18 protein-coding genes are annotated in these 23,681 nt (G+C 41.4%); 11 read left to right on the forward strand and 7 right to left on the reverse strand.

From position 1 onward, the window contains the following. The first annotated feature begins 262 nt into the window (after positions 1-262). On the forward strand, positions 263-1,771 hold the full coding sequence (locus JFU56_RS15700; RefSeq protein WP_198438222.1) for a CYTH domain-containing protein: 1,509 nt from the start codon (positions 263-265) through the stop codon (positions 1,769-1,771). Positions 1,772-1,854: 83 nt separating this feature from the next. Here JFU56_RS15700 and JFU56_RS15705 read toward each other — a convergent pair whose 3' ends face one another. The 5 genes from JFU56_RS15705 to JFU56_RS15725 form a co-directional block, all read right to left on the reverse strand. After that, entirely contained in the window at positions 1,855-2,175 is a 321-nt protein-coding gene (locus JFU56_RS15705) for a hypothetical protein (RefSeq protein ID WP_198438223.1), read from the reverse strand. A 23-nt stretch (positions 2,176-2,198) separates the two neighbouring features. Beyond that, positions 2,199-2,840, reverse strand: coding sequence for a hypothetical protein (locus JFU56_RS15710; protein ID WP_198438224.1), 642 nt, complete (start codon positions 2,838-2,840; stop codon positions 2,199-2,201). Positions 2,841-2,994: 154 nt separating this feature from the next. Continuing rightward, positions 2,995-3,687: a PspA/IM30 family protein gene (locus tag JFU56_RS15715; protein ID WP_198438225.1), complete on the reverse strand. Its 693-nt coding sequence runs from the start codon at positions 3,685-3,687 to the stop codon at positions 2,995-2,997. A gap of 22 nt (positions 3,688-3,709) precedes the next feature. Further along, positions 3,710-4,123, reverse strand: a complete 414-nt coding sequence (locus JFU56_RS15720; RefSeq protein WP_198438226.1) for a YjfI family protein — start codon at positions 4,121-4,123, stop codon at positions 3,710-3,712. A 204-nt stretch (positions 4,124-4,327) separates the two neighbouring features. Beyond that, positions 4,328-5,224 (reverse strand): DUF350 domain-containing protein, encoded by an 897-nt coding sequence (locus tag JFU56_RS15725; protein ID WP_198438227.1) that lies wholly within the window; start codon positions 5,222-5,224, stop codon positions 4,328-4,330. 191 nt (positions 5,225-5,415) lie between these two features. Between JFU56_RS15725 and glnE the strand changes: the two genes are divergently transcribed. Then, positions 5,416-8,283 carry a bifunctional [glutamate--ammonia ligase]-adenylyl-L-tyrosine phosphorylase/[glutamate--ammonia-ligase] adenylyltransferase gene (glnE, locus tag JFU56_RS15730; protein WP_198438228.1) on the forward strand — a complete coding sequence of 956 codons (2,868 nt, stop codon included), beginning with the start codon at positions 5,416-5,418 and terminating at the stop codon, positions 8,281-8,283. 149 nt (positions 8,284-8,432) lie between these two features. Here glnE and lpxL read toward each other — a convergent pair whose 3' ends face one another. Together lpxL and JFU56_RS15740 are read right to left on the reverse strand one after the other, a co-directional pair. Further along, positions 8,433-9,389, reverse strand: a complete 957-nt coding sequence (lpxL, locus tag JFU56_RS15735) for an LpxL/LpxP family Kdo(2)-lipid IV(A) lauroyl/palmitoleoyl acyltransferase (RefSeq protein ID WP_198438229.1) — start codon at positions 9,387-9,389, stop codon at positions 8,433-8,435. A gap of 177 nt (positions 9,390-9,566) precedes the next feature. Beyond that, positions 9,567-10,910 (reverse strand): TolC family outer membrane protein, encoded by a 1,344-nt coding sequence (locus tag JFU56_RS15740; protein ID WP_198438230.1) that lies wholly within the window; start codon positions 10,908-10,910, stop codon positions 9,567-9,569. Between the two features lie 279 nt (positions 10,911-11,189). Between JFU56_RS15740 and nudF the strand changes: the two genes are divergently transcribed. From nudF to JFU56_RS15785, 9 genes are all read left to right on the forward strand, one after another. After that, positions 11,190-11,825, forward strand: coding sequence for an ADP-ribose diphosphatase (gene nudF, locus JFU56_RS15745; RefSeq protein ID WP_198438231.1), 636 nt, complete (start codon positions 11,190-11,192; stop codon positions 11,823-11,825). A 223-nt stretch (positions 11,826-12,048) separates the two neighbouring features. Further along, positions 12,049-12,873, forward strand: coding sequence for a 3',5'-cyclic-AMP phosphodiesterase (gene cpdA, locus JFU56_RS15750; RefSeq protein WP_198438232.1), 825 nt, complete (start codon positions 12,049-12,051; stop codon positions 12,871-12,873). A 124-nt stretch (positions 12,874-12,997) separates the two neighbouring features. Then, positions 12,998-13,585 carry an esterase YqiA gene (yqiA, locus tag JFU56_RS15755; RefSeq protein ID WP_198438233.1) on the forward strand — a complete coding sequence of 196 codons (588 nt, stop codon included), beginning with the start codon at positions 12,998-13,000 and terminating at the stop codon, positions 13,583-13,585. A gap of 21 nt (positions 13,586-13,606) precedes the next feature. After that, complete coding sequence (gene parE, locus JFU56_RS15760; RefSeq protein ID WP_198438234.1) at positions 13,607-15,490, forward strand: DNA topoisomerase IV subunit B; 1,884 nt, start codon at positions 13,607-13,609, stop codon at positions 15,488-15,490. 227 nt (positions 15,491-15,717) lie between these two features. Then, the gene (locus JFU56_RS15765; protein WP_242065980.1) at positions 15,718-16,536 is read left to right on the forward strand and encodes an efflux RND transporter periplasmic adaptor subunit; all 819 of its coding nucleotides are present in this window, start codon (positions 15,718-15,720) and stop codon (positions 16,534-16,536) included. Positions 16,537-16,538: 2 nt separating this feature from the next. Then, a complete protein-coding gene (locus JFU56_RS15770; RefSeq protein WP_198438235.1) occupies positions 16,539-19,550 on the forward strand; it encodes an efflux RND transporter permease subunit in 3,012 nt (1,003 codons plus the stop codon). Positions 19,551-19,800: 250 nt separating this feature from the next. Further along, positions 19,801-20,820: a Fe(3+) ABC transporter substrate-binding protein gene (locus tag JFU56_RS15775; RefSeq protein ID WP_198438236.1), complete on the forward strand. Its 1,020-nt coding sequence runs from the start codon at positions 19,801-19,803 to the stop codon at positions 20,818-20,820. A gap of 145 nt (positions 20,821-20,965) precedes the next feature. Further along, complete coding sequence (locus JFU56_RS15780) at positions 20,966-22,597, forward strand: iron ABC transporter permease (protein ID WP_198438237.1); 1,632 nt, start codon at positions 20,966-20,968, stop codon at positions 22,595-22,597. Then, positions 22,597-23,676 (forward strand): ABC transporter ATP-binding protein, encoded by a 1,080-nt coding sequence (locus JFU56_RS15785; RefSeq protein ID WP_198438238.1) that lies wholly within the window; start codon positions 22,597-22,599, stop codon positions 23,674-23,676. The genes JFU56_RS15780 and JFU56_RS15785 overlap by 1 nt, the downstream gene beginning before the upstream one ends. The last annotated feature ends 5 nt before the right edge of the window (positions 23,677-23,681 follow it).

Consider the following 23,681-nt stretch of genomic DNA (forward strand, 5'->3'; position numbering starts at 1 on the left):
ATGTGACAACAAGATGACACTTTTAAAGATGTCGCGAATGTTAAACAACTCTCAGGAGTTTGCAATATAAAAATTGCCTTATTCGTGATTGAATTAGACTAAAATCAATATATTTTTGTTTTTTACTGTAAATATTATTCACGAATTGAAGATTTAACCTTAGACAGCTTTTAAAATAATTGGTAAATTTTGTCTCTTAAAGTGCCGAGTATTTTATTTTATGACGGCATTATTTTATCGTTGATAAGTCTAGCGAGGCCAGATGAGTACGGAAGTTGAAATAAAATTTGTTGTTAAACCAGAGGTTAAATCACAATTAGCCATGCTACTCGCGGACTATGTGATAATCGAACAGGCTATTAAGCCTTTATCTAATACTTATTTTGATACAACGACATCCCAATTTCGTCAGTTTGATTTTGGTTTACGCACGCGAAAAAGTTTAAATTTTGCCGAGCAAACGATAAAAACGGCGGGTATTGTGCGTGGCGGGTTACATCAGCGCCCAGAATATAATTTACCTTTACTCGGCGATGTGCCGACATTAGCTGATTTCCCCGCTGAAATCTGGCCAAATGGTACTAATATCGCACAATTACAAGCGGATTTAGTGGATCTGTTTACCACCGACTTCGAGCGCACAATGTGGCATATTAAACTAGCCAATGACGCTGAAATTGAAGTGGTATTCGATCAAGGTATGGCGCGCAGTGGTGAGCAAAGTTACCCTATTTGTGAAATCGAACTTGAACTGGTACGTGGTGATATTACCGACCTGTTTACGCTTGCGCAGCAAATAACCCAATTAGGCAATGTACGCTTGGGCAATGTCAGTAAAGCCAAGCGTGGTTATCAGCTTGCGGGTCTTTATACGCCGAAGATTAAACCGCTGGCATTAAAGATGCCTACGCTTGCCTGCCAAGGCTTAAAAACAGAGAGTTTAACGGATATTTTTCTGGCGACACTAACGCAAAGTTATGCGCATTGGCAGCATCATGAACAACAGTATCTAGAAACACAGGACATTACTGCGCTTGCTGAAGTGGATGCCGCAGTAGCCTTGATCTTACAAACGATGCAAAGTTATGCCGCTATACTGCCTGATATCGATTTAAGCAAAGCAGAATTAGTGTGGTTACAGCAGCAATTATCTGCGGTGAGTTGTGCCTCTCAATTACATCAGGTAATGCTGACGAACGGTCAGTTTATGCGAAAGCTCCCTGAATATAAGCGTATTGGTAAAGAGCTAGAAGCACTGCAAACACGTTATGTTGATTTTACCGACATTGAAACGTTATTTAATAGCCCAAGATATGCCAGCATAATGCTGTCTGTTAGTCAGCTATTAAGCCAAGGCTTATCGAGTGTGAAACTCGATACAGCTAACGTATTATCGTTTGCCAATGCGCATTTACAAACAAGCTGGCAGAGTGTGCTTGATTCGCAATTGTCTGCACCGGTACTTACGTTGAGCGATTATTTAGGCTTGCAAGAAAAGCTGAGGCAGAATTTATTAATAGGGCATTGTTTTAGCCATCATTATCGACCAGAGCGCCGTGATAAATTTAGATTACCTTGGCAAGATATTTTACAGGGTATTGATGATCTCGCGATATTGCAGGTACTTATGGATGTTGCACAGCAGCAACCGCCAGCAATCACAGTGCAAATTGAAAAGCTAATATTACGTAAACAGCGTTCATTACTGGATGCGTTGGAACAGACGCGTCTACAAGCGTTAACGATGCGACCATACTGGTTAGAAGATTAAGACTAAGATATAACATGTAGAACGCAGCAATCAGGGGCATATGATGTCACTGATTGCTGAGCTCTAGGCCTAAAAGAGGCTGGCTATTCAGAAAACTTAACTAAATCTTCAATAACTAACTTCTTAATTTCTAGTTGTTGCTCTGGTTTTAAACCATACTTTTCAGCGAGCTCAACGTAATCTTGATTATTTAATGAAACGGTGAGGCGTGGTCTTTTGGGTCTTTTATTGACGCTTAAACCGAGAATATCTCGGATCTGTTCTGAGGGACTTAAGTTATGATCGAGTGCCGCTTTACGGATCTTGTATTGGATTTTTTCATCCATATCAAATGCCACTTGAACTGCTTTCATCGCCTTTTGTGATGATTGCCACTTTTCCGGTAATTCACGTGATTTAACCATCTTCAATCTGCCTTGTACTGTATTTATGCTATTGGCCAGTATCCTGTAATACTGTCATTACCCAGCTGTACGGTCAAGTACACATCTGTATCGCCAGTGTTATAAACCATAATATCGATTAGTTTGTTTTCTTTAGCATCATGTAAATGATAGAACTCAAATTGACGGCCTGGATTTTCATCGGCATATTGCGAAGGTGCAGAGGTTCTAAAGTCTGTTCTGTGGTGGTAACCAACCGTTGCAATATCTTGCTGGTAATAATGCTCAGCATGCCAATCACCTAAGGATACGGGCTGTTGACTTGGTAATTCCGTGAAACCGGCTTCAAATACATCACTGAATAAGTCTAAATCGAATAATTGTGATACTTCTTCACGGGTTAGTTCTAGGCTGAGTTGGAAATTGTTACGGTCGTGACCAGGCAATGTTAACCAAACATAAGTCTGTTGCTCACCTTGCAGTTTAAAACGTGGGTAGTGTTGGTGTTCAAACTCAAATGTTTCAATCGCGATCACTTCAAACTTTTGCTTACGCACTTCGCTCGGTAAAGTGAAACTGTCGCTAAATTCGATAATATCACCCAGAATTAATTTACTGACGTGATTGAGTTCGCGGGTTGGAGTTGCTGGTGCAGATTTTTTAAATAAATTTTTGAAGAAACTCATCATGGCTCCTAAAGTATTAAACCATTTAAGTGTTAAACCATTAAAAATTATGGTTTAGCAGAATGACAAATAGGAACAGCACGTGTTTCCACGGTGACTGCTCCTATTGGGGATTAACTGACTAACTAATTTATAACTCGATTAGTCGTTAAACTTAGCTATTTTGCTTGGCTTTCAAACGCTCTAGTACTGAGTTTGCGTTGCTTTGCTGTTGGCCAATACCGGCTTCAGCTAGTTTCGCTTTAAGTGATTGATCACTGCCTTCAGCATGTAGTTCATCTGCAGCAACCATACGATCATCAAAATCTTGCTGTTTTTGCTTGATACGCTCAAGTGAATCTTTTGCACTTAGCAGTTTTGAATTGCTTGCGCTAAAGTTGTCCGTGATTGCTGATGTCGCTTTTTGTACACTGTCAGTTGTCTTAACCATGGTTAATTGACGTTGGTGTTCAGCTAGCTGGCGTTCACTTTTCTTCACTAAATCTTTCAGTTTTGCTGCGCTGCTTGTAAAGCTATCTAGGTTTTGCTGCTGTTCGATAACTTCTTGCTCTAGTTGAGCAATTTTTTCAGCTACTTCTAATGCTAATGCTTCGTTGCCTGCATTTAATGCTTGTACTGCATAACCTTCGTGCTCAGTTAAGTTTGCTTTAACGCGTTCAAGTTCACGACTTGACTGCATTTGCTTCGCCATTACGTCAGTTAAATTACGTTTAGCGTTGGTTAAGTGAGTTTCTGCATCGCGAATTTCTTGTTCAAAGATACGCATTGAGTTTGCATCAACAATACCTTCACCTACTTCACGGGCGCCGCCGCGGATCGCGGTCATTATTTTCTTAAAAATGCTCATAAACTTCTCCTTCGAAGTAGGGTTAAACTAAATAATCTGATAATTCAGTAATAACTTCAAGACTGTTATCACTTAATACAACTAATTCGTGTTCGATATCGGCAATGGTTGATTGCACTGATAACGCGCCGTATACCACATACATATCGTCAATTTTAGCGAATGATGACAGTGGCATTGGAATGTTCAGCTCTAACATCGCTTCTAACATATCCACACGTTTTTCTGTTTTAACTTCGTTTTCGCCCCATAAATAAGCAATACAAAGAATTTGCTCATCGGTGACAGAAACAAAAATTGGAATTTCTTCACGACCTTCAACGTCGACACGTAGTACATCAACATCACCCGAAATAGGGGTGCAGTCAAACTTGTAACCAGTATCAGACTTGTCGCCAAGATCATTAAGATAATTTGCAATTTTATGTATGTTCATCTTGTTCCTTTTTGACATATTATGTCTAAGTGATATTAACTTTAAGCCTCAAGACATAATATGTCAAGTGGCTGATGCTTAATTTATATTATTTTATAATACTTATAGATAATCCGGTTACTTTATTTGGTGCGTAAACGGCGTGAAAGTTCACTGTCATCAATGAACTAAAATCTTAGCGCGCTTTAAAGCAGCGCCAAGGGATTAAATTAATAATGCTGTTAGGATAAAGGCGATTGATAAATTAATTGCCATATCCATCGCAGCGATGCCGACGTTATTTTGTAAATCCACTTCTTTATTAATATTCACGCCATTAAGAATAATTTTCTTGGCGATGATCGCTAAGATGGTAAAGGTGGTTAACATGACGAGGCTAAACAGCATCCACGATCCTAATGTTGTCATCAGACTGGCGCTATCATAATAGATATAATTGCTGGCTATCGTTACCGAGATCGCAACACTAATAAGGTAGCCGCCATGACGCAGGGCAACGGCAATATTATTGTCTTTAAAGGCTTGCTGCATTGTCGTGCCGAGATTACCACGTGAATAACGGTGTTCGCGGTAACGCGTCACCAATAGCATGATGGTTTGCGATATCAGGAAACCAGTGAAGATCGCAATAAAGGTAATTAGCTCTAAGCCTTCAGCCCAAACGAGTGTTGAACGAATGATTATCGCAGTAGCAATGGAGGCGCACGCATCGACAATCGCTACGGCGACATTACGCTCGGCAACTTCGGTATTTTTATCCAGTTTATTAAGCGATACACGGTCATGGATCCAACGCCCCAGTTTGATCAGTACTAATCCGGCTAACCCATAAAGGCTTATGCCGACTATTTCTAACGGCAAGGTTGCTGCTTTTTCCCCTGAAATTGCACCTGACAACACGATGCCTAAACCAAATGTAGCGCCAGCTAAACTAATACCAAAAGCAAAGTTATCGCGGGTGGCTAATTCATTAATGGTATCTATCTTGTCGACAGCGCCAGTAAAGAATCGCATGGCGGATAAAAGTACTAAGGCGATGATCAGATCTACGGCTAAAAATAGCAGTAGATCTGAGGATAGGATCGTTTCAAAAACTGACATTAAAGGTTACCTTCTTTTACGATTTTAGCTGCCATCATCGCTTACTAATGATAAGTTTACTAAATAAATTAATATCGCTAATTAATAGCATGTAAGGCATAGCCTGTCTAGATGTGCATTGTTGATATAAACAGCTGATATAATTTGTTAAATTAATTGGATCTCAAGCCTTAATTATATGGATGTCGTGTATGAGTACAGAATGTCAAATTGTTGATGTATTAGCAGATACTGGAAGTAGGTATTGGCAACGTTGGTGCGACCGCAATAGCGCTGATCTCGCATTATTATCAGCCGAGCAAATAGCCCAAACTCAGCGGGTATTTTCGTTAAGTGATTTCATTGCTGAAAGTTGTATTAACAACACTGGCTTACTTACCGATATTTGGCAGTCTGGTTTACTTTTACAGGCATCACGTACCGCGGAAGTTGAGCATCATTTAAATGCCCAGTTAACGGCTTGTGATTCAGAAGCAAACTTATTACGCACGGTTCGAAAATTTCGCCGCTTTCATATGTGTATTATCGCTTGGCGAGAGCTATTACAAGTTGCCGAGCTAACAGAAAGTTTAGCCCATACTTCGCATTTGGCCGATAGTCTGATTGAAGGTGCATTGGATTGGTTGTATCAATTACAGTGTAAAGAGCAGGGGACACCTGTTAATGCTGAAGGCGTCAAGCAACAGCTCGTTATCTTAGCCATGGGTAAATTAGGCGGTGGTGAACTTAACTTCTCATCGGATATAGACCTGATTTTTACTTACCCTGAAACGGGCGAGACAGTTGGTGCTGGCCGCAGCGTCGCCAATCAAAAATTCTTCCAACGCCTAGGGCAGCGCTTAATTGCCGCCTTGCATCAATTTACTGCTGATGGCTTTGCTTATCGTGTGGATATGCGTTTGCGTCCGTTTGGTGATTCAGGCCCCTTAGTCATGAGCTTTAATGCGTTTGAGGAGTATTACCAGAATCAAGGTCGTGACTGGGAACGTTATGCCATGGTAAAAGCCCGAGCGTTGGGGGGGAATGCCGAAACACGGGTTGAGCTAGAACAGATGTTACGTCCGTTTATTTATCGTCGCTATGTGGATTTTAGTGCGATTGATGCGCTGCGTAATATGAAAGCCATGATCAAAGCTGAAGTACGCCGCAAAGGTTTGAAGGATAATATCAAGCTTGGTAGTGGCGGCATTCGTGAAGTTGAGTTTATAGCACAGACCTTCCAGCTTATTCGTGGTGGCCGAGAACCAGTACTACAAATCAAATCGTTATTAGCGACCCTCAAAGTATTGCTGTCGATTGGCGAACTCTCGAATGAGAGTTATACCGTATTGACCGAAAGTTATTGTTATTTACGTAAAGTGGAGAATGTTCTCCAGCAGATTAATGATGCGCAAACTCAAACCTTGCCGCAGTCAGACTTAGATCGTAGCCGTTTAATTAGTGTATTAGATTATCCTGACTGGGAGCATTTCTACGTCGACGTTAATCAGGTGATGGCCAAGATCAACGCGGAGTTTAGTCAAGTTATTGGTAGTGATGACGATGATCATGAAGAATCTTTACCGTCATTAGATTTATGGCATTTAGAATTATCTGCCGATGAAGCGGTAGCCTTGCTTGCCGAATATGGTTTAGCCGAACAGGATGCGCAAACTTTTGCGCGTGACTTAATTCATTTTAAAAGTGATTGTGAACGCAAAGCGGTAGGACCACGTGGTCGCCAAACCATCGAGAAATTATTACCTAAACTATTATTTTCAATTCTTAAAGCGGATGATCCCGTGGCTTTATTCCCACGTATTATCGCGCTGTTATTGAAGATTTTAAATCGTACAGCGTATTTAGAATTGTTAGCAGAAAACGACTTAGCTTTAACGCAATTACTCCGCTTGTGTAGCGCCAGTTCGATGGTGGCAAAGCAGTTATCGACGCACCCAATCTTATTAGATGAGTTGTTGGTGCCATCGCACCTATATCATCCAACACCGTTACACCAATATCGCAGTGAACTACGTCAGTTTATGCTGCGTATTCCGGAAGAAGATCATGAACAGCAGTTAGAGGCCTTGCGCCAATTTAAGCAAACTCAATTACTGCGTATTGCGGCGACTGACATTGCTGGTGAATTAGCGCTAATGAAAGTCAGTGATCACCTTACCTGGTTAGCGGAAGCGGTGATTGATAACGTGGTTAATCTGGCATGGCAACAACTGGAAGAAAAACACGGTGTGCCACATAACGTTGTCGAAACGGGTGAGAAAGGCTTTGCTGTTGTGGCTTACGGTAAGCTTGGCGGTATTGAATTAGGTTATGGCTCGGACTTAGATTTGGTGTTCATTCATAATTGCGAAACCGCTGGCATGACCAATGGCGTTAAACAGATTGATAGTCGTCAGTTCTATCTGCGTCTTGCACAACGTATTATTCATATCTTTAGTACTCGCACTAGTACCGGCATTTTATATGAAGTTGATATGCGCTTACGTCCCTCTGGTAGCTCGGGTGTGCTAGCTTGTCCGGTATCGAGATTCTTAGATTATCAGAGTAAAGAGGCTTGGACGTGGGAGCATCAATCACTTGTCCGTACGCGTATTGTCTATGGTGATAAGCTGATCCAAAAACGCTTTAGCGAGGTGAAGCGCAGTATTATTGCTACTCCGCGTGATACCGCTGAATTGCAAAAACAAGTGGTCGAAATGCGTCTGAAAATGCGTAACCATTTGTTAAAAGTTACAGCTGATGAATTTGATATTAAACAGTCAGCGGGCGGTATTACTGATATTGAATTCATGATGCAGTATATCGTCTTAAATCATGCGGCTGAGATGCCGAAGATCCAGCTATGGCCTGATAATGTTCGTATTATTAGTCGCTGTGTGTCAGAGGGGCTTATTAGCGAAGAGTTAGGCTCCAACTTAACTGCCAGTTATTGCCAGATGCGTGATGAGATCCACCGTCTTAATTTACTCGGTAAAAAGGGCATCGTGGCGAATACAGCGTTTATTGCCCAGCGCAAAATCGTGACTGACTATTGGCAGCAGCTGTTTGCAGTTGAATAACCCCCCATTTCTAATTAGAAAAATAACTAAAGAAAGTAATTAAAAAAGCGCTTGATGCAGGGAATATGCTTCCAGTATCAAGCGCTTTTTTAGTTTTAGTTCTGGGCTACTGACGTAATGAATTACATCGTTAACTGTCAGCTATCGGCTTATTTATACAAGCTCGGCTCACCTTTTGGACGCGTTTTAAAACGGCGATGTAACCACATGTATTGTGGCACCTGTTCTAAAATGGATTGCTCACATTCTTTATTGCAGACCTTAGCATCTTCAATTTCATTGCCCGTAGGGAAGTTCTCTAAAGGTGCGCGAATCGTTAACTTATAGCGCCCATCAGGTAAGCGGCAAGAAGATGCTGGGTAAGTCTTGGTATTGCTACCCGAAGCAAACACGGTCGTACCCGTGATCGTACACGCTTTATCTACGGCGAAAAACGGCACGAATACACTTCGACGTGGGCCGTAGTCATGATCAGGTGCATACCATAATGGTTCACCTTCATCGAGTACGCGTAACATGCCTTTAATATCTCGGCGGTTGATTAAGCCTTTATTTGACAGTGTACGGCCACGGCATTGTAGATATTCCATCAATGGGTTTTTGTTCGGACGGTAGATTGCATAAGCAGGTCGTAATAAACCAAAAATACGCGCAGATATTTCTAGCGATAGGAAATGTGCGCCCAAGATCAACATACCATTGCCGTCAGCCTTAGCTTGGTCGATATGTTCTTGTCCTTCGATGACCATATTCTGTTTAATACGCCAATCTGGCCAGAACCAAGCGTTTGCAGTATCAATTACGGCTAACCCGGTATATTCAAAATTTTCTTTTGCTAGTGCTGTAATCTCATCCGCTGATTTTTCTGGGAAGCTTAAGGCGAGATTCTGCTGCGCTGTTTTTAGACGCTTAGGGATAATTCTCATGACCAAGCGACCTAATCCACGGCCCAATACATTCTGCACCTTGTTGGGTAACAAAGAAATAAACCACAACAAAGTGGCGGCCAATAGTAACGGCCAGTTTTTAGGGTGCAGGAAACTTAATTCAAACTTGGTATTTTCTTTGGTGACCATCGATTTTTCGACTTTACGATTGTTTGTCATTGCAATTCTCATTCGCGCGAGTTGATACTAGCTATATTAGTAATTACTTAATGTTAAGTTTTGATACTAAGTGCCTAATATGTATTTTTATTGATGTTCTGTTGCTGTTACAGTGGATTTTAGATATAAAAAAGGCGACTCAAATGGTCGCCTTAGTATTCTAGATAACGCAGTTATTTAGTTGCTCGTTTCTAACCCAGCATTAACTAAAATAATATCTTCAGCGTTCAACGTACCAGCGGCTTGTTTTAACTGTAACATACTAATGATGTAGTTATAACGTGATGCTGATAATGATTGCTTTGATTGGTATAAGCTTTTCGTCGCATTCAATACGTCGATAATCGTACGAGTACCCACACCAAAACCAGCTTCTGTTGCTTCTAGTGCACTTTCAGATGATTTAACTGTTTGTTCATACGCTTTAATAGAGCTTAATCCGGCCGTTACATTGTTGTAATAAGTACGAATTTGCGTTTGTACTTCACGACTCGCTTTGGTTAATTGTTCTTGGCTTGCTGTAACTTGATAAACAGCTTGTTTCTCTGTCGATGTTACTGCGCCACCTGTGTATAGCGGCATGCTAAATTCGATGCCTACATTAGCAGAAGAAACAGTGCTTTCGAGACCATCACCACCATTATTATAATCATCGCCATAACCAGTGTAAGCTGCGCCTGCATTTGCCACTAGGTTTAATGACATATTATCTGCAGAACTGGCTAACTCAACATTACCTTCAGCGATTTGCTTAGCAATACGTTGGATCTGAATTGATAAGTTTTGGTTGTTAGCAGTGTCTAACCAGTTATTACGTTGACCGTTTGGCGCTGTAGGGCTAAAACGGGCCGTATTAAGTGGTGAAATATCGGTATGGGTTAAACCAGTAATTTCAGTCAGAGACTCATAACTGTTCGCTAAAGTATTTTCAGCATTAATTACTTCTGCAACGGATAAATCAAACGTTGATTGTGCTTCTAATACGTCAGTTTTATCGGTTAGACCTACATTGTAGCGTTGCGTCGTTTGTTCTAATTGACGCTCTACCGCTTCTTTATTACGGTTAGAGAATTCTAGCGTATCGTTAGCGGTTAATACGCTAAAGTAAGCATTCGATACACGTAAAATCAGGCTTTGTAGCTCTGCTTGAACGGCTAATTCACTTTGTTCTGCCTGTTTCGCTGCTTGGCTAACATTGATGAAGTTACTTTCTTCATATAATGATTGGGTTAGACCAATACCCACGGTGCCTGTAAGTGCATTACGGTTAGCGGTGTCGCTTGCCGTTGTTGTATCGCTCGTAATACCGTAACCCAAATCAGCAGTTAGGCCAATTTGTGGTAAGTTTGATGCTTCTTGTTCAGTAATCTTCTCTAGTGCTGCATCACGGTTTGCTTGTGCTTCTAAGTAAAGAGGATCTTTGGTCAAGGCTTGTTCAAATATTTGCTGTAAATTATCAGCACTTGCTGAATGAGCAAAAAATGCCAGACCGCAGGCTAGAAGAATTTTATTAAACTTCATTAGTGGTTACCTTAAGTATAAATAGTTGCCGTTATGAGCTCGCATAACATATGTAATGATAACTGCTTAGTCAAATTAATAATTATCCAAAAAGGATAGTTAGATTAATAGAAGACGTTCATCTTATACTAGGCGTTATCTCAAAGCTCGAGTTTTAAACGTTGGATCAATAGCGATATTGCATAAATTAGTACAATTACTAGGAATTATCCTTAAACCTAGCTGCCCACATAGTATTCACCGTAACCCTTTATTATCAGTATATTTGAGGAGATGTAAATGAAAAGTCGAAAGTTAGAAATACAATCGGAGTATGATATTGCTGATATTGAGATCATAAACAAAGAACAGGTTTTTAATGGTTTCTTTAAAATTAACACTTATACCTTTAAACATAGACTTTTTTCGGGTGGATGGAGTAATGAAATTATCCGTGAAGTGTTCGAACGTGGTAACGCGGCTGCGGTGATTCCTTATGACGCCGTGCGGGATGAAGTTGTATTGATTGAGCAAATCCGCATCCCAGCGATAGAATCAAGTTCACAACCTTGGTTACTGGAACTAGTCGCCGGTATGATCGATAAGCAAGGCGAAGATTCAGCCGAAGTGGTGAAACGCGAAGCGATAGAAGAAGCTGGTGTTGAAATTGGCCGCTGTGATTTTATTATGCAGTTTCTAGCGAGTCCTGGTGGCACCAGTGAAGCACTTGATTTGTATGTTGGTGAGGTCGATAGTAGCACCGCGCATGGCGTCCATGGCCTCGAGAGTGAAGGCGAAGATATACGTGTGCATGTGGTCAGTCGCGAAACTGCTTATAATATGGTGCAAACTGGGCGAATAAATAACGCATCGACTATTATTGGTATCCAGTGGTTACAATTGAATTTTCAAACATTGCAAAAGTCTTGGCTGTAGCGCTACAATAGTCAGTCGAGCGTTTCCATCGCTAAGTCGTTTGAATATATGATGATTAGAATTGTGGAAATGTGTGCTGGTCAACAGATTTACGCGTGTTTATTGCGGTATGATAATAACTAAGTAATCTTGAAATCAGCATGTCGATTGACGTTATAGTGACAGTCACTATTTATATTCGTCATGACTAGACAACACATAAGGATAAGGGTTAAAGATTATTGTGAGTGCGGATATTTCTAAGTTAACAGTAAAGCACGACGTGATTAATTTATTACAAGTGACGGATACTCATTTGTTTGCCACGGCAGAAAAAGATCTGCTGGGGGTTAAAACACAGCTGAGCTATCGTCATGTTATCGATGCTATTTTACAGAATCAACAACCGTTTGATGCTGTACTTGCCACGGGTGACATTTCTCAAGACAATAGTCTTGCTTCTTATCAGTACTTTGCGCACCATATTAAACGCCTAGACAAACCTTGTTATTGGTTACCGGGTAATCACGACAATATTCCGTTAATGGCTGAGGCACTCAAAGCCGAAGGCGTATTACCTGATAAGTCGAAAGTGGTTGGTGACTGGCAAATCATTTTACTCGATTCACAGTTAACTGGCTCTCCAGCGGGTTACTTATCACCTGAACAGCTTGCAAGCCTTGATGAACAACTCAGTGCTCACGCAGATAAACATGCTTTGGTGGTATTACATCACAATACCTATCCGGTTGGTTGTAAATGGTTAGACCAACACATCTTGCGTAATGCAGATGAATTTTTAGCGGTATTGGCGAAACACCCACAAGCTAAACATGTATTATTTGGTCACGTTCATCAACAAATTGACAAGACTTATGACGGTATCCATTTTATGGCATCACCATCAACCTGTTTCCAATTCAAACCTAATTGTGATGAATTTACGCTAGACTCCCGTGCTCCGGGTTGGCGTTATTTACAATTACACAGTGATGGTTCGATTAACAGTCAGGTTTGGCGTTTGTCGAGCAATGATTTTAATCCAGATCTTGATTCTAAAGGTTATTAACCTCGATTCTAAATATAGCTGATATTCAGGACTATCTGGTCCTGATTTATTTATTGATGTATTCGAACACCTCGTCCAACCCTATATTCATTCTGCTTTTATCTATTATATTAGAGGTTAACAAATGGCTCCTATGCTACTGCTCTATTTACACGGCTTTAATAGCTCGCCAAATTCGTTTAAAGCACAACTAATGGCGGATTTCCTCGCATTACATCATCCTGAGATTACTATTGAGATACCGGATTTATCCGCCTATCCACAGCAGGCATGGTTGCAGATCCAAGCTACCGTTGCGCGTTATCCTGGGTATCAGTTAGGTGTTGTTGGTAGTTCACTGGGTGGCTATTATGCGACGAAAGTGAATCAAGTATTTGACTGTCCGGCTGTCATTATCAATCCTGCGGTAAAGCCGTATGAATTGCTGGTGGATTTTTTAGGTGAAAACACAAATCCGTATACTCAAAACACATTTATTCTTGGCGAAGAGCATATTGATGAACTGCGCGCATTAGATTGCCCTGTATTAGTTAAGCCAGAAACGATCTGGGCACTGTTACAGACCGACGATGAAGTGTTAGACTATAAGCAAGCAACAGCAAAATATAATGCGGCAAAATTAACGGTAGAGCAGGGCGGCGATCATGCCTTTATCGGATTTGAACGTTATCTTAGCGATATTTTAACCTTTCTTGCATTCAAGCAGATGTAACGAACAGCATAAAAGAAACTCATGACTCAAGAATATAACGCGGGCTCGATTGAAGTCCTAAATGGTCTCGAACCAGTACGTCGTAGACCCGGTATGTATACCGATACAGTACGCCCTAACCACCTTGGCCAAGAAGTTATCGATAACAGTGTCGATGAAGCGTTGGCTGGTCATGCGCAGAACATTACTGTTACTTTGCATGCAGATCAATCGTTAGAAGTGAGCGATGATGGTCGTGGTATGCCGGTCGATATTCACCCCGTCGAGGGGGTGAGTGGTGTTGAGCTGATTTTATCTAAGTTACATGCGGGTGGTAAATTCTCGAACGACAGCTATCAATTTTCCGGTGGTCTCCACGGTGTAGGTATTTCAGTTGTAAATGCCTTATCTAAACGCGTTGAAATTACCATTCGACGTGGTGGTCAAATCTATCAAATCGCTTTTGAACACGGTGAAAAGGTTTCTGAGTTAGAAGTGATTGGCACTATTGGCATTCGTACTACGGGGACGAAGGTACATTTTTGGCCGGATGCGAGCTACTTTGACTCGGGTAATTTTTCGTCTAAACGTTTGATGCATAATTTACGCGCTAAAGCGGTATTGTGTCCTGGTTTAAACATTAAGTTTGACGATAAAGTTAATAAAGAAAAACATGTTTGGTGCTTTGAAAAAGGCCTCGAAGACTACTTAATGGAGTCGCTAGATAAGTGGCCAACATTACCTGAATCACCGTTTGTCGGCAGTTTTTCTGCAAATAACGAAGCGGCTGACTGGGCGGTTATCTGGTTACCTGAAGGTGGCGAATCGGTTACTGAAAGTTATGTTAACTTGATCCCGACTGCACTTGGCGGTACCCATGTTAATGGTTTACGTCAGGGCTTACTTGATGCGATGCGTGAGTTCTGTGAATTCCGTAATTTATTACCCCGTGGCGTTAAGTTAACACCGGATGATATTTGGGAGCGTTGTTCTTATATTTTATCGGTGAAGATGCAAGACCCACAATTTGCTGGGCAAACTAAAGAACGTTTGTCATCGCGTCAATGCGCGGCCTTTGTGTCTGGTGTGGTTAAAGATTCGTTTTCATTGTGGTTAAACTCGAATACCGATTTGGCGGAATTACTGGCTGATTTGTGTATTAATAACGCCCAAAAACGCTTAAAAGCAAGTAAGAAAGTGGCGCGTAAACGTGTGACTAGTGGTCCTGCATTACCGGGTAAGCTAACCGATTGTTCTGGCCAAGATCCAATGCGTTCTGAACTGTTCTTAGTGGAAGGTGACTCTGCTGGTGGTTCAGCAAAGCAAGCCCGAGATCGTGAATTTCAAGCGGTAATGCCACTGCGTGGTAAGATCTTAAATACGTGGGAAGTGGACTCGTCGCAAGTATTGGCTTCACAAGAGGTACATGATATTTCTGTGGCGTTGGGTATTGACCCTGATTCGGATGATATCTCTGGATTACGTTATGGCAAAATTTGTATCTTAGCGGATGCCGATTCCGATGGTCTGCATATTGCGACTTTGTTGTGTGCTTTGTTTTATAAGCACTTTAGATCGATGGTTGATGCGGGTCATGCATTTGTTGCTATGCCGCCGTTATATCGTATTGATATCGGTAAAGAAGTGTTTTATGCATTAGATGAATCCGAGAAAAACGGTATTCTTGATCGCATTGAAGCTGAGAAAAAGCGCGGTAAAGTTAATGTGCAACGCTTTAAAGGATTGGGTGAGATGAACCCACTGCAATTGCGTGAAACTACGATGGATCCTAACACTCGTCGTCTTGTACGGCTAACGGTTGATAATGCAGATGAAACATTAGCTATGATGGATATGCTGCTCGCGAAAAAACGCTCTGCAGACCGTCGAACTTGGTTAGAAGACAAAGGCGATATGCCTAGATAGCTGTTGTTTAAAGCATAATTTATACCTCCCTTTACAATACTTATTTGTTCAATAGCTGCAGCAACTGCAGCTATTTTTTTACATTTTATTTAGCAAATAAGAATAACTCCTATTTATTCATCTTTTATTCACATCGACTTTTGTATGCTATCGGAAATGAGCAAAGTAGGTGCGTTAGTGCATTCTTTGCTGACTTATCACTTATTAATATGGACGTTCGAGGCGACATGAAAATTCATCATCTATTTAAATATTTAACCTTGTTAATGCTATCAATCACAGCTACGAATGCAACCGCTGAAATGGCAATTCAGCCTGAACCTTATCTGTTAGCTGATAATTATGTGACTGGGCAGCTTGTTGCTGCTCGGAGTGTCATCATCAGTAATGAAGTCACTGGCATTGTCGATGAGTTTAATAAAGATATAGGAGACCAGGTGAGCGCGGGTGAAGCGTTAGCGAAGTTATCGATTGCTGATAATTTATTGAATGTACAGCTGGCTGAGGCTGAATTAGCGGTCAGCCTGAATGAACTTAAGATACAAGAAAAACAATTACAACGCTATCAAGCCTTATATAAAACGAACGGTATTTCAGCGAGTGCATTTGATGAACAGCGTCGAAAGACCAATACCAATAAAGCACAAGTTGAAGTCGATAAGATCAAGTTGGCAATGGCAAAACGTGAACAAGAGAAGTCGGAAGTCAAAGCCCCGTTTTCAGGCATTATTTTGACTCGAAATTTGGAACTCGGTCAGTTCATACCCACTGGCGAAGCGCTTTATACCTTGGTGGATATGAGTCAGGTGAAAGTGCGTTTTTATCTGCTCGAATCAGATGTACTAACGATTAATGTCGAGGACGTTGTGCATGTCACTATCCCTGCTTTAGACAACAAAACGCTTACTGGTAAAGTGGTGATACTTGCCCCTGCGTTTCAGACTAATGAACCGGGATTTTTGGTGGAAGTGTTACTTGAAAACAGCCGTCTGGAGTTAAAGCCGGGTATGCAAGCGCGTGTTAAATTAGCTGAGCAAGGAGTGTAAACATGCAATCTTTATTAACGTTATTAAGTCAGCGCCGACTCGCCGCTAAGATACTCACACTGGTATTAATCGGCTTAGGGTTATTTGCGTTGACTCAATTACCGTTAGCCGAGAAACCGCGCTTTGATATGGGTGATGGCACGATCACCACGGTTTATCCGGGCGCCTCGGCATCGGATATCGAGAGTAATGTCACCAGTAAATTAGAAAAAGAACTGTTATCTATATCTGGGATTAAAGAATTTAACTCGACGTCTGAAGTGGGGGTATCTTCGATTGATTTTGCGTTGAACAGCGATGTATCTGATCCTAATATTGTTTATCAAGATATTCGCGATGCGATTTCTCGCGTATCGGACCTACCTACAGGGGTAACTGATGCGCCGACATTAGCGATTAAAAAATCGTACAGCTTGGATTTCATGGTTGTCGGTATTAGCAGTGATTTATCCTATGGTTCATTAAGGGAAAGAGCAAAAACCTTAGAGCTTGCCTTGCGCCGTGTTGATGGTATTGGCCAAGTGCATCCGATTGATTTACGTGATCCCGAGTTTTTAATTGCCTTAGAACCTGTACAGCTAAAGCGTTATGGCTTAACAGTGGGGGAAATTGCGCAATTAATTGCTGAACGTAATGTGTTAATTAGTGGTGGACGTTTAGAGTTATTACAAAATAACCCTGAGCTCATCACGATTGCTGAACTTGATGACATAAATAAATTGGCTGATATGTTTATTGGTTTTATGCCGAATATTCAATTGAAAGATGTTGCAGGGGATATTAGTAGCACCTTCCAAAAAGCCGAAGTGTTTGGTTCTCTCAATGGTCAAAAAAGTATTTTGTTTGATTTACGCACCGATGAAAGTGCCGATGTACTGGCTACGTCGGCACAAGTTCGTGATTTATTAGCAAGAATGGAACTGCAATTTGGTGATAAGTATAAGTTGGATGTGGGTTTTGATCTTGCCAATGAAATTCGCGCTAAATCAGATATTGTCCGTAACAATGGTTTAGTTGGCTTAATTTTGGTGCTGGTGGTATTGGCGCTGTTTCTTGATAAGCGAATTGCTTTTTGGGTGGCGGTTTCCATCCCAGTCTGTTTATTAGGGACGTTAGCGTTGTTGCCAGCGTTAGGTCAGATTTTAGATGCTTACACCTTATCTGCGCTTATTTTGATTATCGGTATTATCGTTGATGATGCTGTGGTAGTCAGTGATAAGATCATTACGTTGGTGGAAGAAGGCCAGCCAATTAAAAAAGCTGTTAGTAATGGTGTTAAAGCTGTATTTCCTGCTATCACCGCCAGTATTTTGAGTACCATGATAGCCTTTATCCCATTATTATTCTTACCGGGTAACAGTGGCCAAATGATGTATGTGATCCCGTTGACGGTGATTGTGGCACTGTGTTTTTCTTTCATTGATGCACTGTTTTTTATTCCCGCTCATTTACAAGGCGTACTCGTTAACAGTAAGCGTGTAAAGCAAAGTAACGAAACCCAGTTTAATTATATTAATAATGCGATCGTATGGTTGCTGACAAAGCGTAAATGGGTGCTCAGTGTCTCTTTATTGTTATGTATCGGTTTAGGTAGTTTTTCGTATAAACAATTAAGTTTCTTATTTTTCCCTACCGACGGCGCTTATTTAATTGAAGTCGGTGTCGAAACCGATCCAGAGTTATCACTGAATGAAGTCTGGCTGCGAACCCAAAAACTAGAAGCATTATTTGGCAATACCGCTGAAGTCGCTTCTTGGTATGGTGAAATAGGTACCCCAGGTAGCTATTGGGTTATTTCATTAACGCCGGTAAATAGTCGTGATCGCAGTGCTGAAGATATCGTTGCTGAGTGGGAAGAGGCTGGCGAACAAATCGCAGGTCTAGCACAAATTGAGTTTGATATTGACGGCGGTGGTCCCCCAGTCGGTCGTCCTGTTGATATTAAAGTTGTCGGGGGCACTGATCTTGGTCGTGATAAGTTAGCCAATGATTTGGTTATATTTTTAGAGCAACTTAATGGCACGAGTCGTGTGAGTCGTGACTTGCACGATAGTCAGCCCCGTGTAGAAGCGCAATTACAGTATCAGTGGCTTAATTATTACGGTATTAGCGCACAGACAGTGGGTGATTTAATTAAATATGCGGTAGAGGGCGAGCGTATTTCACGTATTTTTAATGGTGAAGAAGAAGTCTTTTTCCGCATCAGTTTAGAAGATAATGATAAAACGTTAGCAGAGCTGAATAACTTAAATGCCAGAGCAAGTGATGGTAATTTAGTGCCGTTGAGCAAACTCATTCGTTGGATTGATACGACGTCAGCATCGCAGATTAGCCATTATAACGGTGAACGAGTTATTCGTGTATCTTCCGGTATCGACCCTACAATGACAGATCCGATAGCCGTATTTGATGATGTAATGGCTGCATTTATGGGGCAAGATTATGAGGGCGCAAGATTAGTCGCAGCAGGGCAAATATTAGAGACTGCTGAGGCGCAGCGGGGTTTTAGTATTGCGATTTTAATGGCGTTTGCAGGTATTAGCATACTGTTATTATTATTGTTTGACCGTATTACCGAAGCCTTGATGGTATTGACGGTCGTGCCATTTGGTATCGCCGGTGCGTTATTTATTTTGTTTCTACATAATCAGGTGCTTAGCTTTTTTTCTATCATAGGTATGATTGCGTTAATTGGGATAATGGTGAATAACAGCTTGGTGCTGATTTGGCATTTCCGCTCAACGATAGCGGCGCTAGATCGTAGCAACGTGATTGCCTTTATTATCACTGGTACTAAAAGCCGTGTGCGACCGATCTTATTAACGACAATTACCACCGTTGTTGGTCTCGTGCCTTTGGCATACGGTCTTGGCGGTTATGATAACTATATGTCCCCAATGGCGCTTGTTGTTGGCTGGGGCTGTGTGATTTCGATGTTGGTCACCTTAATCGTTATCCCGGCATTATACGCCTATGTCCTTGAATGGAAAATTCGTCATGGTCGTGAACTTTAATTGTCGTTTTAACGACATGCCCTAGATTGTCTAGTTGAATTGGACGGGGGAGTGACGACAAGTCTTTAACTTATTATTCCCGACATAAACTTGAGTTTACAGTTCGTTTTTATCCACACATAAAAACGGACTGGCTTTATTGATCTACATTAAATCTTTGTGATAATTGTTATCATTTAGACTTGTACTCCCTGCATGATTCTTATAGACTCCATTCCATAATGTAAACAATTCGTATTTAGAGGTAAGGATGAAAAAAGGAATATTTGGTCTATCTGCTTTGGCATTAACAACGTCACTCATGAGCGCAACGGCTTTTGCTAGTGAAGAAGTTAATATTTATTCAAATCGCCAAGCGAATTTGCTTAATCCGATCCTTGAACAATATACTAAAGATACTGGTGTAAAGGTGAACATTGTATTTGCGAAGAAAGGACTTGCAGATAGAATGAAACGTGAAGGTCGCTTATCAAAAGCCGATCTATTACTAACAACGGATATTAGCCGCTTAGTTGAAGCTGTTGATTTCGGTGTTACACAACCTGTATCAAGCGACGTATTAGAAGATAACATTCCAGCGCAATACCGTGACCCTGATGGCGAATGGTTTGCACTTACATCGCGTGTTCGTAACATTTACACATCACGTGAAGTATATGGCGACGTTGCTAACATCACTTATGAAGAACTTGCAGACCCTAAATATAAAGGTCAAATCTGTACTCGTTCAGGTAAACACCCATACAATGTAGCACTTATTTCATCAATGATTTCGCATCATGGTGAAGCTGAAGCGAAAGTATGGTTAGAAGGTCTTAAAGCTAACTTAGCACGTAAACCACAAGGTAACGATCGTGCTCAAGTTAAAGCAATTAAAGAAGGTGTTTGTAGTATTGCACTTGGTAACAGCTATTACTTAGGTAAAATGCTGAAAGATCCAAAGCAAGTTGCTTGGGCTGAAGCGGTTAACATTAACTTCCCTAACCAAGAAAACCACGGCGCACACGTGAATGTTTCTGGTATGGTATTAGCGAAATATGCACCGAATAAAGGTAATGCAGTTAAGCTAATGGAATACCTATCTGGCGCAAAAGCACAAGAAATGTATGCTGAAGTTAACATGGAATACCCTGTTAAAGCCGGAATCAAAGCATCTGAATTAGTTTCATCTTGGGGTGAGTTCAATGCGGACTACATGCCAGTAGCTGAAATTGCAAAACATCGTAAAGCTGCACTAAGACTACTTGATGAAGTTAAGTTCGACTTGTAGAATACATAAACCCCTAAATTGTTAGGGGTTAACAGTTGATATTGCGGCTTAATGAGTTGTTAATAGACTGATTTAAAGGTTGGTAAAGTTACTTTGTAACTCGCCAACCTTTTCGCGTATCTAAACAGGAGTTATTTTTCCGTCCATGAATCATAAGTTAGCCTTTTCTTGGCATTCTAGTAGTTGGTTTATTGCGATCATGTTAGCGCTACCTATTGCAGCTTTGTTTTATCAAGCTATAGGCCCTAGTGCAGATGTTTTTCAGCATCTTATTGATACCGTGCTCCTCGATTATGTGCAAAATACCCTTATTCTTGTTTTTCTCGTTTGTTTCATTAGCAGTATTATCGCGTTACCAGCCGCTTGGCTTATTGCCATGTGTGATTTCCCTGGTCGTAAAAGTTTACAGTGGGCGTTGATGTTACCGATGGCGATGCCTGCGTATATCGTCGCTTATATTTATACCGATATGTTTGATTATGCTGGTCCGGTGCAAATCGCTTTACGTGGTGTATTTGGATGGGAAAATGCCAGTGATTATTGGTTCTTTGATATCCGTACGATTCCCGGCGCCGCAACAGTTTTAGCCTTAGTGTTGTACCCTTATCTGTACTTATTAGCGCGTACGTCATTTCTCGAACAATCAACCAGCCTTATTCAAGCCAGCCGTATGTTGGGTAGTTCACCGCTATCTAGCTGTTTACGTGTATCGCTACCGCTTGCACGTCCTGCTATCGCAGTCGGTCTATCCTTAGTCGCGATGGAAACGGTGGCTGATTTTGCTACGGTGAATTATTTTGCCGTTAATACCTTAACCACCGCAGTATATGATACTTGGATTGGTTATGGCAGTTTAACGGCGGCTGCGCAATTGTCAGTAATGACATTATCGGTGATCTTATTATTTGTCGGTTTAGAGCGCTTTGCACGTCGTAAGCAGCAAGTGTTTCAAAAAAGCATGCTACACGAACAAGAAGTACGTTATCAATTAACAGGTTGCGCTAAGTTGTTCGCGATGGCTTGGTGTTGGCTGTTGGTCTTTGCTGGTTTCCTATTACCTTTCGCTGTATTGGTTAATTATGCATGGCATTATTTTGCCGAATCTTGGACTGAAGAATTTTTCCAATACAGTGCTAACAGCTTAATCTTGGCAGTTATTGTTGCGAGCTTAGCGGTTTTCTGCGCTGTATTACTGGGATTATATCGCCGTTTAATCGGCACTAAGTATGCCACGGTCCCGGCACGTATTAGTACCATGGGTTATGCATTACCTGGTACCGTATTGGCGATTGGTATTATTATCCCGTTGACCTCGGCTGACTTCTTACTCAATGACATCACTGAACTGTTGTGGGGCTGGACTCCTGGTTTAGTCTTTACCGGTACGACCTTTGCACTTATTTTTGCGTATCTTATTCGTTTTTCGGCGATTGCCGTGGGCTCGATAGAAAGCAGTGTTGATAAGATATCGCCGTCGTTGGATATGGTGACGCGTACATTGGGACACAGTCCCAATAGTATGATCCGTAAAGTGCATATTCCCCTGATCCGTAAAGGCATATTGGCTGGCTTTTTGTTGGTGTTCATTGAGTCAATGAAAGAGCTGCCAACAGCCTTGCTATTACGTCCATTTAACTATGAAACATTGGCTACTTACGTATTCCAGTTTGCTTCTGATGAAATGTTAGAGCAGGCGGCGTTAGCGGCGATTGTGATTGTGTTAGTTGGTTTGATCCCGCTTATTTTCTTAAACCGTTCTTTGGAGCAACAGCACTGATGACGACATCTTCTTCACTTGCTTTACGTATTTCAGATCTACATTGTAGTTATGCTGGCGTTGATATTTTAACAGGACTGGATTTAGAACTCGGCAAAAATGAAATCTTATGCCTGTTAGGGCCAAGTGGCTGTGGTAAAACCACCACGTTAAAATTGATTGCTGGATTATTACCGCCTACGCAAGGTAGTATCGAAATTAATGGTCATGTGGTTGATAATGCCGAGCTAAACTTAGCGCCTGAAAAGCGTAAAGTCGGCATGATATTTCAGGATTACGCGTTATTCCCACATTTGACGGTGACTGATAATGTCTTGTTTAGCCAATATAAACAAACCAAGGCTAAGCAAAAAGAGACGTTAGATTACGTACTTAAATTAGTTAATTTGACCGAGTTTTCTGACCGTTATCCGCATCAGTTGTCGGGTGGTCAACAGCAGCGTGTTGCGATTGCCCGTGCGCTGGCGAGTTCTCCGGAACTGTTATTGCTCGATGAACCTTTCTCTAATATTGATAGCCAAGTGCGTCATCATTTGATTGAAGAGATGCGTGGTTTGCTTAAATCACACAATATGAGTGCCATCTTTGTTACGCACAGTAAAGAAGAAGCATTTGCTTTTGCTGACCGTTTAGCTGTTTTCCATCAAGGAAAGATTGAGCAACTTGGTACGCCAAGTGAGCTATATAATCAACCTGCTACGCGTTTTGTGGCTGATTTTTTAGGTAAAGTAAATTACTTAGATGCAGTGGTATTAGATGCGCACAGTGTGCAAACAGTATTAGGTGTGATCAGCAGTAAAAAAGCATTAACCGTCGCGGTTGGTGAGAAAAAACTGTTAGCCATACGCCCACAGCAATTACAATTACAAGTTGTGGAGCAGGGCATCGCTACGATTAGCCAACAGCAATTCTTAGGCATGACGACGCATTGCACTATTTGCTTAACAGATACCTCATTGACGGAGGGCTGTTTGGAATTATCGGTATCGATGCAGCAACCGATGCAGATCGGCGATATGGTGAATGTGACCGTAGCAGAACATGATTTGGTCTTGTTTGACCGTGACTCCGTTTCATAAGCGAA

The sequence above is a fragment of the Moritella sp. F3 genome (assembly GCF_015082335.1).
Taxonomy (GTDB): Bacteria; Pseudomonadota; Gammaproteobacteria; order Enterobacterales; family Moritellaceae; genus Moritella.